Source organism: Ruegeria sp. HKCCD7251 (assembly GCF_013031165.1).
Classification (GTDB): domain Bacteria; phylum Pseudomonadota; class Alphaproteobacteria; order Rhodobacterales; family Rhodobacteraceae; genus Ruegeria.
Genome location: NZ_WPZC01000009.1, coordinates 38,885 through 53,896 on the forward strand (window position 1 = coordinate 38,885; position 15,012 = coordinate 53,896).

Sequence of the window (15,012 nt, forward strand, 5' to 3'; positions counted from 1 at the left end):
GGGCGGTGCCGGGCTGAAGCCCGGCCTACGCGAGTTTCTTGGCTTTGCGCAGCAGCATGTCGCGTTTGACCTTGCTGAGCCGGTCGAAATACATGCGGCCGTTCAGATGGTCGATCTGGTGCTGCACACTTGTCGCCTCGATCCCGACAAAATCACGGCGGTCGATCATGCCTTGTTCATTCAGAAACTTGACGGTCACCGCACGAGGTCGTTTCACTTTGGCCGACACGCCGGGCAGGTTTGGGCTGGCCTCATCATGTTCACGCATCTCGATCGAGCTGTGCAGAATCTCGGGATTCGCCAGTCGCACGGCCCGGCCCCGCTCGGTCGAACCATCCACGACCGCCAACTGCAGCATCACACCGATCTGAGGCGCAGCAAGGCCCACGCCGGGCATCGCCTCCATCGTGTCGACCATGTCATCCCAGATCGCGCGGATATCGTCGGTGATTTCGCTCACAACCTCTGCCTTGGTACGCAGGCGCTTGTCGGGCCATGGCAGACAGGTACGAACGGTCATGCGCGCGCCTTTTCACGTTTCAGCTTTTGCATCTTGCGCGTGATCATCTGGCGTTTCAGCGGTTTTAGATAGTCGATGAACAGCTTGCCGTTCAGATGGTCAATCTCGTGCTGCACGCAGGTCGCCCAAAGGTCATCGAATGTTTCCTGCTGCGCATTGCCGTCGCGGTCAATCCACGCCACCTCGACGACTTTGGGTCGGGTCACCTCTGCAAATTGCTCGGGGATCGACAGGCAACCTTCCTCATAGACGTTGGTTTCGTCCGACGATGCGATGATCTCGGGGTTGAACATGATCAGCGGGCGCGGTTCCTCGCCCTCTTCCTTGACGCAGTCCATCACGATCAGCCGATCCAGCACGCCAATCTGCGGCGCGGCCAGCCCAATGCCGGGGGCGTCATACATGGTTTCCAGCATGTCATCGGCCAGTTGACGCAGCTCGTCCGACAGGTCGGTCACCGGGGCGCAGACCTTTTTCAGTCGGGGGTCGGGATGAATAAGAATTGAGCGTTTCATGGGGTTGATTTAGGCCATCACACGCCCCGCCGCAACGCCCCCCTTGCACCTGCCAAAATTGTAGCTAGCTTTCCAGCCGACAGATGGAGAAGACATGACGTTCAACGACCTGATCGACCGCCGGGGCACTTATAGCTCAAAATGGGACAAGCTGGAGAAGCTCTACGGTATTTCACCGCAGGACGGGCTGGCGATGTGGACGGCAGATTCCGATTATCCCAGCGCACCCTGCGTTATCGAAGCCGTTCGAAAGGCCGCGGATCACGGTGTTTTCGGGTATTCGTGGGCGCACCCTGACTATCTGACCTCGGTCCAGTGGTGGATGAAAAACCGTCATGCATGGGACATTGACACAGACTGGGTCCTGACTTCGCAAGGGCTGGGCAACGCGATCGCGTTGTGTCTGGATGTGTGGACCGAGCCCGGGGACGGCGTGGTCATATTCACGCCCGTCTATCATGAGTTCGCCCACAAGGTGAACAAATCCGGCCGCCGCGTGGTGGAATGCCCGCTGGCACGACAGGGCGACAGTTACACGATTGATCTGGACGACGCGCAGTCGCGCTTGGACGGGACAGAAAAGATGCTTCTGTGGTGTTCACCCCAGAACCCCTCCGGTCGGGTTTGGACTGCGGATGAGTTGCGCGCTGTGGCAGCCTTTGCTGAACGCAATGGCCTTGTGTTGGTCTCTGATGAGATTCACCATGACCTGGTCTACCCCGGCAGCACCTTTGTCCCCATGGACGTGGCCGCGCCCGATGCACGACCGTGGACGGTGACCCTGACGGCGGCCTCCAAGACGTTCAACATTGCGGGTCAACGCACCGGCAACATGATCATTCCCGACCCAAAACTGCGCGCGGCGATGGTCCATCGCCTCGGCACCCTTGACTATGCGCCCAGCGCTTTGGGCGTGGCGATGATCATGGCGGCCTATTCGCCCGAAGGCGCCGCATGGGTCGACGAACAGGTTGCGCATCTTGACGGTAACCGAAAGCTTTTTGACGCAGCCATCGCAGATATCCCCGGCCTGTGGTCCATGCCACTTCAGGCGACTTTTCTGGCTTGGGTCGATTTTTCAGGAACCGGAATGGATCACCCTGAATTTATCCGCCGCCTGCGTGAGGACGCCAAGATCGCGACCTCGCCCGGCCCCGGATTTGGTCCGGGCGGCGAGACGTTCGAGCGGTTCAATCTGGCAACCCAGCGCAGCCGCGTGGAAGAAGCTTGCAACAGGCTGAAACAGGCCTTTTCTGACTTGCAGTGAATCCAAGCCCAACGATTGATCCGTTGGGCTAAGGCTTAGTCCTTATGCCCCAGCAAGGCTATCGGAGCATCGGGATCGCGGTAGAAATCCAGCGGAGCCTTGTCCGAGGCAGCAGTGCTGCGCTTGAATTCATACCGCATTTCACCGGCTTCGTCCTGATCCGCGATGATCAGGCACTGGTAGAGGTGATTTGCGCCATCATAAATATCGACCAGACCACGAAGCTGAGGTGTCGTTTCAGCTTCGACGGTAAAGCCATCCTTCCACAATCGCAGGATTTTGAACGTATTGTCGCCAAATTGAACACGAAGTCGGCTTGTCTTTTTCAATCCTGCGATTCGTGCCGCATCCAATTCGGCACTCATTTCCTTTGAAACATAGGTCGTCATTGCAAATTTCCCCCGCAGCAGAGTCCTATTGTGAGGGTCGGAATGTAAAAATCCAGTAAAGCTGGTCACCAAGAGCGTTTGGATTTCAACCTGTTGCACGGAAATCCCAACCGGACTTGTGCGCAGGCGCAGGCAATATGCGCGTCGCCTCGCATAGGAACCTTTAAGGCGACCGCCTATGTTCTTTGACATCTCAATTCGGAGGATCAGAGCATGGGCCTGTTGGTCGACGGCAAGTGGCACGACACATGGTATGACACCAAGTCCACAGGCGGGGCGTTCAAACGCAGTGCAGCGCAGTTTCGCAATTGGATAACGGCAGACGGCAGCGCAGGTCCGTCCGGCAAGGGGGGCTTCAAGGCCGAACCGGATCGCTATCACCTCTATGTCAGCCTCGCCTGCCCGTGGGCACACCGCACGTTGATCTTTCGCGAATTGAAGGGGCTGACTGACCTTATCTCGGTTTCAGTGGTACATCCTGACATGATGGAAAAAGGCTGGACGTTTGAAACAGACGACCATGGCGCCACAGGGGACGGGCTCTTTGGGTTGGAGTTCGCCCATCAAGTCTATACCAAGGCCGATCCCGCCTATTCGGGCCGCGTTACGGTGCCAATTCTATGGGACAATACCCAGGAAACCATTGTTTCGAATGAAAGTTCCGAGATCATCCGCATGTTCAACTCGGCCTTCGACGGGATCACAGGAAACACCGACGATTACTGGCCCGAGGCTATGCGTGACGATATCGAAGAGGTCAACGCGCGTATCTATTCTGACGTCAACAACGGCGTGTACAAGTCAGGGTTCGCAACCAGTCAGCAAGCGTATGACGCGGCTGTTGGGCCGCTATTTGAAACACTGGGCTGGCTGGAAAACCGCCTGAGCACCCATCGCTATCTTATGGGAGATCGCGTTACAGAAGCTGATTGGAGGCTGTTCACAACCTTGATCAGGTTCGACCCCGTCTATCACCTGCATTTCAAGTGCAACCGAAACCGTCTGGTCGATTACCCGAACCTGTGGGCCTATACCCGCGAGCTTTATCAATGGCCCGGTGTCGCTAAGACCGTGAACATGAACCATATCGTGCGGCACTACCACTATAGTCACGACAGTATAAATCCGCACCGGATTATCCCGGTGAACCCCGTGCTGGACTACATGGAACCACACGGTCGCGGTCAGCGACCCGCCGCGTGATGTTCAACCATCGCCGCCAGATCCTCTGGCGGCGTTTCACTTTGGACATAGGCGCAGGCATTTGGGCTATGCGCGAAAATCGACCCATCCGAGAAAAACGTGGTGTTGGTGACAAATATCACCCGCGCTTCGGGGCGGCGATAGCTGGCGAAGTCGGCAACAGCCAGAGCGCTGCCGGTTTCCAGCACAAGGTCCAACACAATGATGTCAAACTCTGCGCCATAAAGCGCAAGGATCGCGGCCTCTTGCCCGGCCACAAGCGTGACCTCAGCGCCCTGACGCTCCAGATGCCTTTTCCAGACCCGACCAAGATCGGGGTTACTCTCTACAATCAAAACATTCATCAGCGACAACCTCGGGGCAAGGTAGAACAAACAGTGCTGGCCCCTGTAATTTGTGATCACGCGATTTCCTTAACAAACTGTTAACGGTATCTGCAGGGCTTCCGGATCGCGTGGATTTGCTTGTGCCGACGGCGAAAATCCGCTTGAAACGGACCGAAATCAAGGATTCCAACGAGCTTCACGATGACAACCCATAACGATATCTTGAACCCCCGTTCCAAACGGGATCATGGCGGCGGGCTAGACGGGGCAATCGAATCCTATGGTGGGGCACGCGGCGATTGGATGGATCTTTCGACCGGGATCAATCCGCATCCTTATGATGTCACGGGTTTGACGCCCTCGGATTGGAGCGCGCTTCCCGACCACGGCGCGTTTGAACGCCTGACCAGTGCCGCGCGGCGTTTTTGGTCCGTTCCTGACGAGGCTGATATTTTACCCGCACCTGGCGCTTCCGCCCTGATTGCACGCATACCCGATCTTGCACCGCGCGGGCGGGTTCACATCACTCCGCCCACCTACAATGAACACGCAGCCGCTTTTTCAGCGCATGGATGGTCAATTCAGCCCGACGGCCCGGCCGAAGCCCGCGTTATCGTGCATCCTAACAACCCTGATGGGCGGATATGGACCGAAGCCGACGCAAATGCCCCACTAACCGTGATTGACGAAAGCTTTTGCGATGTCAGCCCCGAAGCGTCTCTGATCCATTTGGCGACAAAACCGGGTGTGATCGTACTGAAAAGCTTTGGCAAGTTCTGGGGGTTGGCGGGATTACGCCTTGGCTTCGCAATCGGCGACCCGAACCTGATTGCCCGCCTGAACGACCTGACCGGACCTTGGGCCGTTTCCGGTCCCGCCCTGCGGATCGGAGAACGAGCCCTGAGCGATACAGCTTGGGCAGACGCCACACGCCAACGCCTGACCGAGGAAACAATCAGGCTGGATACCCTTCTGACGCGGAAGGGTGCGCGGCTTGTGGGGGGAACCACGCTGTTCCGTCTTTATGCGGTCGACAAGGCCGCCGATTGGCAAGACCGTCTGGCCCATGCGCATATCTGGAGCCGCATCTTCCCCTATTCGCAAACCTACCTGCGGCTGGGGCTTCCACCTGCAAATGGCTGGGCACGGCTGGAGGCCGCGCTGTGAGCACCGCTTTTCTGCTGGTCTGCGCCATGTGCCTGGACGCGGCACTGGGGGAGCCAGATTGGGTGTGGTCCCGGGTAAGGCACCCCGCGGTGATGATCGGTAACCTTATCGGCCTGCTGGACAAACGATTGAATAGTGGCGGGCACCGGCGCCTGAAAGGGGTCGCCGTGGTCGTCCTACTGGTCATCGGCGCAATGATACTCGGAGGCGCACTGGCCATGCTTGGCCCCCTGGTTGAGCTTGTGATCTGCGCCATTCTCTTGGCGCAGAAATCCCTTGTGACGCATGTGCGAGATGTGGCCGAGGGGCTGAACGCCTCGCTTGACCAAGGGCGCGCGAAAGTGGCCATGATTGTCTCACGGGACACACGCGACATGACCGAGGCACAGGTCGCGCGGTCAGCGATCGAAAGTGCCGCCGAAAACCTGAGCGACGGTGTCATTGCGCCCGCCTTCTGGTTTCTGGTTGCCGGGCTGCCGGGTCTGCTGATCTACAAGGCGGTCAACACGGCCGACAGCATGATCGGCTACCGCTCAGAAAAATATCTTGAGTTTGGTTGGGCCGCCGCCCGTCTGGATGATGTTCTGAACCTGATCCCTGCCCGCCTGACCAGCGTCATGATCGTCGTGCAATCTGGTCAATGGGCGCAGTGGCAAGGAATCACCTCAGACGCGCGGCGCCATATCTCGCCAAACGCAGGCTGGCCCGAGGCCGCCATGGCCCGTGCCCTGAACGTCGCACTTGCCGGGCCGCGCAGCTATGATGGAAAGCTTCGGGATTTGGCATGGGTCAACGGCGACGCCCCGCGTGAGATCGGTGCACCGGAGGTTTTCCGCGCATGTAACATGCTGTGGACCGTTTGGGGGCTTGCGCTGGGCCTCGTGTCGGTGTGGGCTGGGCTTAGTTTTATTCTCTGACGGTGCCACCCATGCGTTTTCTTTCTGGTCTTGTTGCAACCACCCTATTCATCACACCCGCCTTTGCCCAATGTGGTGGCGGGTTCAATTCCTTTGTGAATGGGCTAAAGACCGAGGCGGTCGACAACGGGTTTGATAAATCTACTATCGACGCTTTCTTTCAAGGTGTTCAGCAGGATGGCGCCGTTCTCAGAGCTGACCGCGCGCAAGGCGTCTTTCAGAAACCATTCATTGATTTCTCTCGCCGCCTGATCTCGCAAAACCGAATAGATCGCGGGCAGGCCATGTCACACAAATACGACGCTGTTTTTGACCGGATTGAGCGGGAATATGGGGTATCACGCGGCGTGTTGCTGGCATTCTGGGCGTTTGAAACCGACTACGGAGCGGTTCAGGGGGATTTCAACACCCGCAACGCACTGGTGACATTGGCCCATGATTGCCGCCGGCCCGAACTGTTCCGCCCTCAGATATTTGCGGCGCTGGAATTGTACAGTCAGGGCAATTTCGACCCCGCCCGAACGACCGGCGCGTGGGCGGGTGAGATCGGCATGGTTCAAATGCTACCGCAGGATATTCTGGACAATGGCGTGGACGGCGACGGAGACGGGACGGTTTCGCTGAAAACCTCGGCCCCGGATGCGCTAATGTCCGGCGCAAAAATGCTGTCGCATCTTGGGTGGCAACCAGGTCAGCCGTGGCTGCAGGAGGTCGCGGTTCCGGACCAAATGGATTGGTCCCTGTCCGGCCCGGGCAAGCCGCGCCCGGTCTCGGACTGGCAGGCGATGGGAGTACAGGCCCGAAACGGTTCGCTGGCCAATCTGCCTGCGTCACTGATCCTGCCGCAGGGACACAAGGGACCGGCGTTTCTGGCCTATCCCAATTTCGACGTCTATTTCGAATGGAACCAGAGCTTTGTCTACGTCCTGACCGCCGCCTATTTCGGCACCCGTCTGGAAGGTGCCCAAATCTATGACGCCGGGAATCCAACACAGGGTTTGACAGGCGCACAGATGAAGCAGCTACAAACCAAACTTCAGGCACGCGGCCATGATGTAGGCAAGATCGACGGCATTCTGGGGGCCGGGACACGGGCGGCCGTTCAGGCCGAGCAACAACGGCTGGGTCTGCCTGCGGATGCGTGGCCGACGGCAGAGTTGTTGGGGCGGTTGTGACGCGGTGTCTGGCTTGTGCCCTGATAAGACAAGGTCGTTACAAAATGATATGGTCCTAGAAGCTGAGGCGCTCGTGCATGCAGGAACCAAACTTTTCGGAGGATGGAAGAATGATCATGCGCATTTTTCAGGTCGTGACTCGGCCGGGCAAAGAAGAAGAGTTCAGCAAATTCTTCCATGAAACAGCGATCCCCTTGATGCGAAGCACCAAGGGCATGGTTCAAGTATTTCCTGGGGCTGCGCGCACCGACACACCCCGAGAATTCAGCTTTGTTATGGTGTGGGAAAATCTAGAGTCACTTAAGGCGTTTGTCGGCGAAGACTACCAGAGTCCGCACATCGATCCCGCAGAGACAGAGTTGGTCGAGTCGCGTTCGATCAAACACTATGAACTGGTCGAATAAAGACGATGGCACGAATGCAAACGACAACTTGGGGGAAACAATGATCAAGGGAAAATGCGGCTGCGGAGCCGTAACGTATCAGATGACGACACCACCTATGTTCGCCCATTGCTGTCACTGTAACGAATGCCAGCGACAAACCGGAGCGGCTTATGTCTTGAACGCCATTATTGAGGCTGACCGCGTGCAGCTTGAGGGGCCGATCACTGAACACGAACTTTCCACGCCAAGCGGTAAAGGCCAGATTATTACGCGTTGCAAGAATTGTGGCGTCGCCGTGTTCAGCAGCTACATGATCCGTCTTGGCAAGTTAAAGTACGTGCGTGTTGGGACATTGGACAACCCGGATCAATGTCCTCCGGATGCGCAGATTTTCACGAACAGCAAACAAGCTTGGGTACCACTCAGCGAGGAGATTCCCGCCTTCAAAGAATTTTACACATTCGATGAAGTGTGGCCTCAAAGTTCGCTAAAACGATTGGAGACAGCTTTTTCCTGATGGATCAGTCACTCCGGCCTAACCGGATACCGATCGCCTTTCTCATCAATCAGGATCAAGCGTTCTCCACTGCGCACGTACAGATCACAGCGACTGAATCCGTTTCGATAGGCGATGCAGACGCTGCCGTCTTCGGCGATGGAATAGGTGCCAAAGGCCGCGTCGCCGCTAGCGTATGTATAGGAGTAGGCACCCCCGGCCGAGAATGCAGCCTGACCGTCATCGTAGAAGGTGAACGTCTGACCCGCCAACGCGTTCAGTTCTTCGGGCGACAGGGGGGTGTCTCCGGGTTTGGTCGGCCAATCGGCGGAAAAAGCCGGGCTGGCGGCCAGCAAGGCAACGATCAGGAATCGGGTCATAACGCGACCCTATCGTGAAAGACCCGCAACAGGCGTCACGATGCAGTGAGCGGTCAGGCGACCATCTGTTCGGCCTTCTTCAGGTCGACCGAGACCAGTTGGCTGACACCTTGTTCCTGCATGGTCACGCCGAACAGCCGGTCCATCCTTGCCATCGTCACCGCGTGGTGGGTGATGATCAGGAACCGCGTGTCGGTCTGGCGGCACATCTCGTCCAGCAGGTCGCAGAAGCGTGTCACGTTGGCGTCGTCCAGCGGCGCGTCGACCTCATCCAACACGCAGATCGGGGCCGGATTGGCGAGGAATACGCCAAAGATCAGCGCGGTCGCCGTCAGAGTTTGCTCCCCACCCGACAACAGGCTGAGGGTCGAGAGCTTCTTGCCCGGCGGCTGGCACATGATCTCAAGCCCGGCATCCAGCGGATCATCGCTTTCGACCATGACCAGATTGGCCTCGCCGCCTCCAAACAGGTGCTTGAATAGCATGGCGAAGTTCGAATTCACCTGTTCAAACGCCGTCAGCAGACGCTCGCGCCCTTCGCGGTTGAGGCTGGCAATACCGCTGCGCAGCGCCTTGATCGCCTCTTCCAGATCAGCCTTTTCACCGTTCAGCGTGTCGAATTCCTCCTGAACCTCTTTGCTGTCTTCTTCGGCGCGCAGGTTCACCGCGCCCATCGCGTCGCGCTGACGTTTGTGGCGGTTGACCTCGGCCTCAAGCGCGTCGGCGGCGGGCATCTGGTCGGGGTTCACGTCCAACTGATTCAACAACTGGTTCGGGGTCAGTTGCTGATCTTCGGCAATGCGTTCAGCCGCCGCGGTCACCCCTTCTTTGGCGGCATCACACCGTGCCTCGGCAGCCGCTCGGGTCTCGCGGGCTTCGGACGCGACGCGCTCTGCATCCCGCTCGGCCATGACAACTTCGCGCTGCTGGGTTTCGGCCAGAGCCAGCTTATCCAAAGCCTCGGCCCGACGCGCTTCGGCCGTTTCAATCAACTCGTTGAGTTCTTCGCGCGCCTCGGCAATTTCACCGGGGGCGGCCATGGCTTCGGACAGCTCGTCTTCCGAGCTTTCCTTGCGCTCTGCCAGTTCCGAAATTCGCTTCTCGGCACTGTCCAGGCGGTGCCGCCACCCGCTCAGGTCTTTGGTCACCTCTTGCGTGCGCCGGGTTCGGGCCTCTCCTTCGCGGCGCAGCTCATCATGGGTCGAACGGTGGGTCAGCATCGTGATCCGCGCGGCCTCGACTGTCTGTTTGATGTCCTCAACCTGCGCGCGGGCGCTGTCCAGATCACCCAAACCGGTCAGCGCACCCTCGGCCTCGCGCAGTTGGGCGCGGGCAGACATGGCGTCTTCCTTGTGGCGGTCGACGGCAAGGGTCAAAGTCTCAAGCTTGCCCTGTGCCAGATTGCGGTCGGCCTCGGCCCGGCTGAGTTGCCGAGCAGTTTCCGCCATACGCTGATCAGCAGCACGGCGGGCTTCACGCGCTCGGCGGTCCGCTTCGGTGACATCGGCCAGTTGCTGCGACAGGGCCTCATGCGCCGCGCGTGCACCGTCGGCTTGCGCTTCGGTCCGGGCCAATTCCTGTTTCAGCGCTTCCAGCTTGTTCAGTTGCTCCAAACGAAGGGCAGCCGCGCTTGGCGCGTCCTCGGCCCAGGCCCGGAACCCGTCCCAGCGCCACAAATCGCCCGAGCGCGACACCAGACGTTGCCCTGGTTGCAGCGAGGCCTGCAACCGCGCACCTTGTTCTGCGTCGACCAACCCGATCTGAGCAATCCGGCGGCTCAGACGATCCGGCCCTGAGACATGCAGCGCCAGCGGCTCTGCGCCGTCTGGCAGGGGCTGATCGGCATCGTACCCGGCAACCTGAACCCAGCCGGACGGTCCGTCACCTTCGACCAGAGGCGCGCGCAGATCATCGGCCAGCGCCGCACCCAGCGCCTTTTCGTAACCCGGCGCCACGCGCAGCAGGTCAAGCACCTGCCCGCCTTCGGCCGTGTCACGTTCGACCAGTTTCGCAAGGGCCGCGGTTTCGGCGCGAATGGCGCCAAGCTCACCTTCAGCTTCGGACCGTTGGGCACGGGCCTCGGCCTCTCGGGCCTGTGTTTCGGTGCGCAACTCATCCGCAGCGGCCAGGGCTTCTTCGGCGGCCTCAGCAGATTCTCGGGCTTCTTCCTCACCCTCCTGAGCGGCCTCGAACGCGTCGGTTGCGCGGCTTAGTGCGTCACGGGCTTCGTCCACCGCAACACGGGCTTTTTCTTCTTCACCCTCAGACCGGGCCAGCGTCTTGCGGCTGTCCTCAACCAAACGCTGCGCCGACTGGTGCCGGGCGACAAGACGGGCCATATCCTCGGTTTCCTGCGAGAGGTGATCCTCGCGGTCCTGCAGGACAGACGCTGCCTCGCGCGCAATCTCGGCGGCTTCGGCGACTTTCTCGTCATGTCCTTCGGTGGCCTTGGCAAGCTCTCTCGCCTCCCATTCCAACCGTTCGATCATCTGACCTGCGTCGCGGTTCAGACCGGCCTCACGCTCAATATCGTTACCCAACTGCTGAATGCGGTTGGTCAAGGTTTCGATCGTCTGCCGCGCGCGTGTTTCCTGGTCGGCCAGTTGATCGCGCTGCACCTGCTGGCGTTGCAACACGGCAGCGGCAATCGCCTCTTCCTCGCGTAGAGGGGGCAGAGTTTCCTCGATCTCGGCGCGTTTGGCCGCCGCTTCACGCGCTTCGGCCTCGGCGCGGGACGCCTCGGTAATGCGTTCGCGCAGCTTTTCTTCGGCCTGCTGGCGGGCCATGTCGGCCTCTTTCCAGCGGCGATACAGCAGCATCCCCTCGGCCTGCCGCAATTGCTCGCCAATCTCGCGATAACGCGCGGCCTGACGTGCTTGTCGGGCCAACTGCGCAAGCTGCGTTCCAAGCTGTTCCAGCACGTCATCGACGCGCGTCAGGTTGGATTCAGTACCTTTCAGCTTCAACTCGGCCTCGTGCCGACGCTGGTACAGACCGGAGATCCCCGCAGCCTCTTCCAGGATACGCCGACGCGCGCGAGGTTTGGCGTTGATCAATTCGGCGATGCGGTTCTGACCCACAAGCGCGGGTGAATGCGCCCCCGTGGACGCATCGGCAAACAGCATCTGCACATCGCGCGCCCGCACGTCCTTGCCATTGGTCTTATAGGCGCTGCCCACATCGCGGGTGATACGGCGTACGATCTCAAGCTGATCGGTGTCATTGAACCCTGACGGGGCCAGCCGTTCCGAGTTGTCCATGGTCAAAACAACTTCGGCAAAGTTGCGAGCGGGACGTGTGGCCGCTCCCGCAAAAATCACATCCTCCATCGCGCCACCGCGCATGGATTTGGGGCGGTTTTCCCCCATCACCCAACGCAACGCTTCCAGGAGATTGGACTTGCCGCAGCCATTTGGACCCACAACTCCGGTCAACCCGTCCGCGATGATCAGGTCGGTCGGATCAACAAAGCTTTTGAAGCCGGTGAGTTTGAGTTTGCTAAAGCGCAAAGGCGACGGGTCCCATGATTCCTATATCTGGAAGTCTGCGCAACAGATTGGGGCTGAGTCAACGAGGTTGCGCAGGATATGGGATATCGGCATGAGTTATCCACAATATCTTGCTGATTTCCGCCGGTCTCAGTCTGTATCAATAGGGCGTACACTCAAAAACCTGATAACCGCCGTCACCTGAACTTTCATAGGTGCCAAAATCAATACATTCGTAGTTTGGCACCGAAATCGCGGTCAATAACAAGCGTTCACCAGCCTGACGGTCACACCCCAAAACGCCGACCGTGACGGCCGCATCACCCAGAACATCAAGAATCGGGCAGCCAGGTACCTGTGCCATCGCAAGGGCTGCGCGATCGCGGATTGGGCCCAAGCGCGGGGCATATTGCGTGTCGATCCGCACCGCCTCGGCCAACTCTCCTCTCACGCGTACGTCAAAAACGCTGCCGTTGACAGCAATACGAGTGGCCGGAACATCGCGGAATTGCGGTGTGCCAGCCGAACAAGCGGCCAACATCAGCAGCAAAGTCAGAAGCCGTTTCATACCCCGATCAATGGCCGGAATTGGTTAACAGACCCTTATTGCGCATTCAGGCCTGCAAGACCTCACCCAAGCGACGTATGCCTTCACGAATTGTCGCCTCGTCCGAATTTGAAAAGCTCAAACGGATCGTGTTTGCACCCGAGCCATCTGGGAAAAATGCCTGACCCGGAACAAAGGCCACTTTGACCGTTTCCAAAGCGCGGGACAGCAATGCGGCTCCATCAGTACCAACAGGCAGCGTCAGCCAGACAAACATCCCCCCTTCGGGCTTCGTCCATTCCACCCCATCCGGCATGTATTCTTCCAACGCATCCAGCATCGCTCCCCGACGCGCGCCATAAGTCTGTCGCAGCATTGGGATGTGCGTGTCGAAACACGCCCGAGCCGCTTGGTCGATCGCCATCTGGTTAATGGTCGCCGAGTGAAGATCAGCAGCCTGCTTCATCAGCACCAGTTGGGAGATCACGGGTTTGGCCGCAACAACCCACCCGACCCTAAGGCCCGGGGACAGCGTCTTGGAGAAACTACCGCAATAGATTGTGCGACAGTCTTCGATCGACCCTTTCCGCGCCAGTTCCAGTGCCAAAATAGGAGGGATCGCTTTCCCTTCGTATCGCAGCGCCTGATACGCCCCGTCCTCGATCACGGCGCAAGTCAAGTCCTCAGCAAGATCCAGCAAAGCCTCGCGGCCCCGCAAATCCATGGTCTCGCCCGTTGGGTTGGCGAAATCCGGAGACAGGTAGGCAAACTTGACCCTGCCGGCCCCGGCAGCGGCGGCGTATTCGTCAACACCCCGGTTGCCATTGACGTTTAGCCGGTCGAACCGTGGCTCATAGGCGTTGAACGCAGCCAGCGCGCCCAGATATGTTGGCCAACCAACAAGCGCCGTATCGCCGGGCGACAGGTAAAGCTTACCCAAATAGTCCAACGCTTGCTGTGACCCGGATGTGATCAGGATGTTGTCGATGTCGCAGACAACGCCAATCTCGCGCATGTGGCCGACAAGCCATTCGCGCAACGGGGCATAGCCTTCGCTGACCGAATACTGCAGGGCCTGCGCCTGTTTTTCTGGACCAAGCGCAACCTGAAAAGCCTGCGAGAATGCGTCTGCGGGAAACAAGGCCGGGTCCGGAATTCCGCCTGCAAAGGAAATGATTCCGGGCTGATCCAGCAGCTTCAGCAATTCGCGAATTTCCGACGCCTTCATGCGCGACGCCCGCGTTGCAAACAACTCGTGGTTGGTCATGAGCCTCCTCCGCTCTTGAATGGGTGAACACTAGTGACTCCCACATTAATGTCAATATTGCTGACCTAATGTTTTGAACCCTGTGATCTGCTCTTCTTGAACCGCCCCGCAAACCGTGGTCATATGATTTGACCAATTCTCAAAACGACATCCTCATGCCCTTTCAAAAAGTTCAGACCGAAAAGCTCTCAATAGCGGTGGTGCGGCAAATCGAATTGCTGATCCTGCGAGGCATCCTACGCCCCGGCGAGCGCCTTCCGGCCGAGCGTGAACTGGCCGAACGACTGGGCGTGTCCCGTCCATCCCTTCGCGAAGCAATATCCGAACTGCAGGACCAAGGTCTGCTGACCGCAAAAGCCGGATCCGGCATCTATGTGGCCGAGGTTTTGGGATCGGCCTTTTCCCCCGCCCTGATCCGACTGTTCAGCAGCCATGATGAGGCGGTTTCGGACTATCTGTCTTTCCGCCGGGATATGGAGGGGTTGGCAGCCGAGCGCGCGGCGCGACTGGGGTCGGAAAGTGATTTGAAGGTCATTCAGACGATCTTTGACAAAATGGAAGCCGCCCACACGCGCAATGCCCCGGAAGACGAAGCGCATCTGGACGCCCAGTTTCATATGGCCATCATCGACGCAAGCCATAACGTCGTGATGCTGCACATGATGCGATCCATGTTTGACTTGCTGCGGCAAGGTGTTTTCTACAATCGCCAAATGATGTTCAACCAGCGCACCACGCGCGAGGCTATTCTAGACCAGCACCGCGACATCAACGCCGCGCTTCAGGCCCGCGATCCGGAAGGTGCCAGAGAAGCAGTACATCGTCACCTGAGCTTTGTGCGGCAATGTATGGAAGACCACCAGAAGGCCCTCCGTAACGAGGCGATCGCGCAGCAAAGGCTGGATCACGAAACCGGACAGGCTTAAGGGCGCTTTGGTGCGTTTCCGAGCAGCTTTAAAGTCACACGCG

Annotated in this window: 16 protein-coding genes; 8 read left to right on the plus strand and 8 right to left on the minus strand. The window is 58.8% G+C overall.

Features of this window, described 5'->3' with window-relative positions:
• Positions 1-25 precede the first annotated feature (25 nt).
• Together def (GOX75_RS17680) and def (GOX75_RS17685) are read right to left on the minus strand one after the other, a co-directional pair.
• The gene (gene def, locus GOX75_RS17680) at positions 26-520 is read right to left on the minus strand and encodes a peptide deformylase (protein WP_171125295.1); all 495 of its coding nucleotides are present in this window, start codon (positions 518-520) and stop codon (positions 26-28) included.
• Positions 517-1,035 carry a peptide deformylase gene (gene def / locus GOX75_RS17685; protein WP_171125297.1) on the minus strand — a complete coding sequence of 173 codons (519 nt, stop codon included), beginning with the start codon at positions 1,033-1,035 and terminating at the stop codon, positions 517-519. Before def (GOX75_RS17685) ends, def (GOX75_RS17680) begins: the two co-directional genes overlap by 4 nt.
• Before the next feature lie 94 nt (positions 1,036-1,129).
• Between def (GOX75_RS17685) and GOX75_RS17690 the strand changes: the two genes are divergently transcribed.
• Positions 1,130-2,302 carry a MalY/PatB family protein gene (locus GOX75_RS17690; RefSeq protein WP_171125299.1) on the plus strand — a complete coding sequence of 391 codons (1,173 nt, stop codon included), beginning with the start codon at positions 1,130-1,132 and terminating at the stop codon, positions 2,300-2,302.
• Between the two features lie 35 nt (positions 2,303-2,337).
• On the opposite strand, the gene GOX75_RS17695 is transcribed toward GOX75_RS17690, so the two are convergent.
• A complete protein-coding gene (locus GOX75_RS17695; RefSeq protein ID WP_171125300.1) occupies positions 2,338-2,691 on the minus strand; it encodes a hypothetical protein in 354 nt (117 codons plus the stop codon).
• A gap of 213 nt (positions 2,692-2,904) precedes the next feature.
• Here GOX75_RS17695 and GOX75_RS17700 point away from each other — a divergent pair, with 213 nt between their 5' ends.
• Positions 2,905-3,894 (plus strand): glutathione S-transferase family protein, encoded by a 990-nt coding sequence (locus tag GOX75_RS17700; protein ID WP_171125301.1) that lies wholly within the window; start codon positions 2,905-2,907, stop codon positions 3,892-3,894.
• On the opposite strand, the gene GOX75_RS17705 is transcribed toward GOX75_RS17700, so the two are convergent.
• A complete protein-coding gene (locus GOX75_RS17705; protein ID WP_171125303.1) occupies positions 3,876-4,238 on the minus strand; it encodes a response regulator transcription factor in 363 nt (120 codons plus the stop codon). The genes GOX75_RS17700 and GOX75_RS17705 overlap by 19 nt on opposite strands.
• Positions 4,239-4,421: 183 nt before the next feature.
• On the opposite strand from GOX75_RS17705, the gene GOX75_RS17710 reads away from it, so the two are divergent.
• The 5 genes from GOX75_RS17710 to GOX75_RS17730 all read left to right on the plus strand — a co-directional run bounded on the left by GOX75_RS17710 (position 4,422) and on the right by GOX75_RS17730 (position 8,382).
• On the plus strand, positions 4,422-5,387 hold the full coding sequence (locus GOX75_RS17710) for a threonine-phosphate decarboxylase (RefSeq protein WP_171125305.1): 966 nt from the start codon (positions 4,422-4,424) through the stop codon (positions 5,385-5,387).
• Positions 5,384-6,304: an adenosylcobinamide-phosphate synthase CbiB gene (gene cbiB, locus GOX75_RS17715; RefSeq protein WP_171125306.1), complete on the plus strand. Its 921-nt coding sequence runs from the start codon at positions 5,384-5,386 to the stop codon at positions 6,302-6,304. Before GOX75_RS17710 ends, cbiB begins: the two co-directional genes overlap by 4 nt.
• Positions 6,305-6,315: 11 nt before the next feature.
• On the plus strand, positions 6,316-7,479 hold the full coding sequence (locus GOX75_RS17720; protein WP_171125308.1) for a lytic murein transglycosylase: 1,164 nt from the start codon (positions 6,316-6,318) through the stop codon (positions 7,477-7,479).
• Between the two features lie 110 nt (positions 7,480-7,589).
• Positions 7,590-7,883, plus strand: coding sequence for an antibiotic biosynthesis monooxygenase (locus GOX75_RS17725; RefSeq protein ID WP_171125310.1), 294 nt, complete (start codon positions 7,590-7,592; stop codon positions 7,881-7,883).
• Positions 7,867-8,382 (plus strand): GFA family protein, encoded by a 516-nt coding sequence (locus GOX75_RS17730; protein WP_171125312.1) that lies wholly within the window; start codon positions 7,867-7,869, stop codon positions 8,380-8,382. The genes GOX75_RS17725 and GOX75_RS17730 overlap by 17 nt, the downstream gene beginning before the upstream one ends.
• 8 nt (positions 8,383-8,390) lie before the next feature.
• Here GOX75_RS17730 and GOX75_RS17735 read toward each other — a convergent pair whose 3' ends face one another.
• The 4 genes from GOX75_RS17735 to GOX75_RS17750 form a co-directional block, all read right to left on the minus strand.
• On the minus strand, positions 8,391-8,741 hold the full coding sequence (locus tag GOX75_RS17735; protein WP_171125314.1) for a hypothetical protein: 351 nt from the start codon (positions 8,739-8,741) through the stop codon (positions 8,391-8,393).
• Positions 8,742-8,794: 53 nt separating this feature from the next.
• A complete protein-coding gene (locus GOX75_RS17740; RefSeq protein WP_171125316.1) occupies positions 8,795-12,250 on the minus strand; it encodes a chromosome segregation SMC family protein in 3,456 nt (1,151 codons plus the stop codon).
• A gap of 139 nt (positions 12,251-12,389) precedes the next feature.
• On the minus strand, positions 12,390-12,797 hold the full coding sequence (locus GOX75_RS17745; protein WP_171125318.1) for a hypothetical protein: 408 nt from the start codon (positions 12,795-12,797) through the stop codon (positions 12,390-12,392).
• Positions 12,798-12,843: 46 nt separating this feature from the next.
• Positions 12,844-14,043, minus strand: a complete 1,200-nt coding sequence (locus tag GOX75_RS17750; protein WP_171125320.1) for a PLP-dependent aminotransferase family protein — start codon at positions 14,041-14,043, stop codon at positions 12,844-12,846.
• Positions 14,044-14,198: 155 nt separating this feature from the next.
• Between GOX75_RS17750 and GOX75_RS17755 the strand changes: the two genes are divergently transcribed.
• Positions 14,199-14,969, plus strand: coding sequence for an FCD domain-containing protein (locus GOX75_RS17755; RefSeq protein WP_171125322.1), 771 nt, complete (start codon positions 14,199-14,201; stop codon positions 14,967-14,969).
• Positions 14,970-15,012 lie beyond the last annotated feature (43 nt).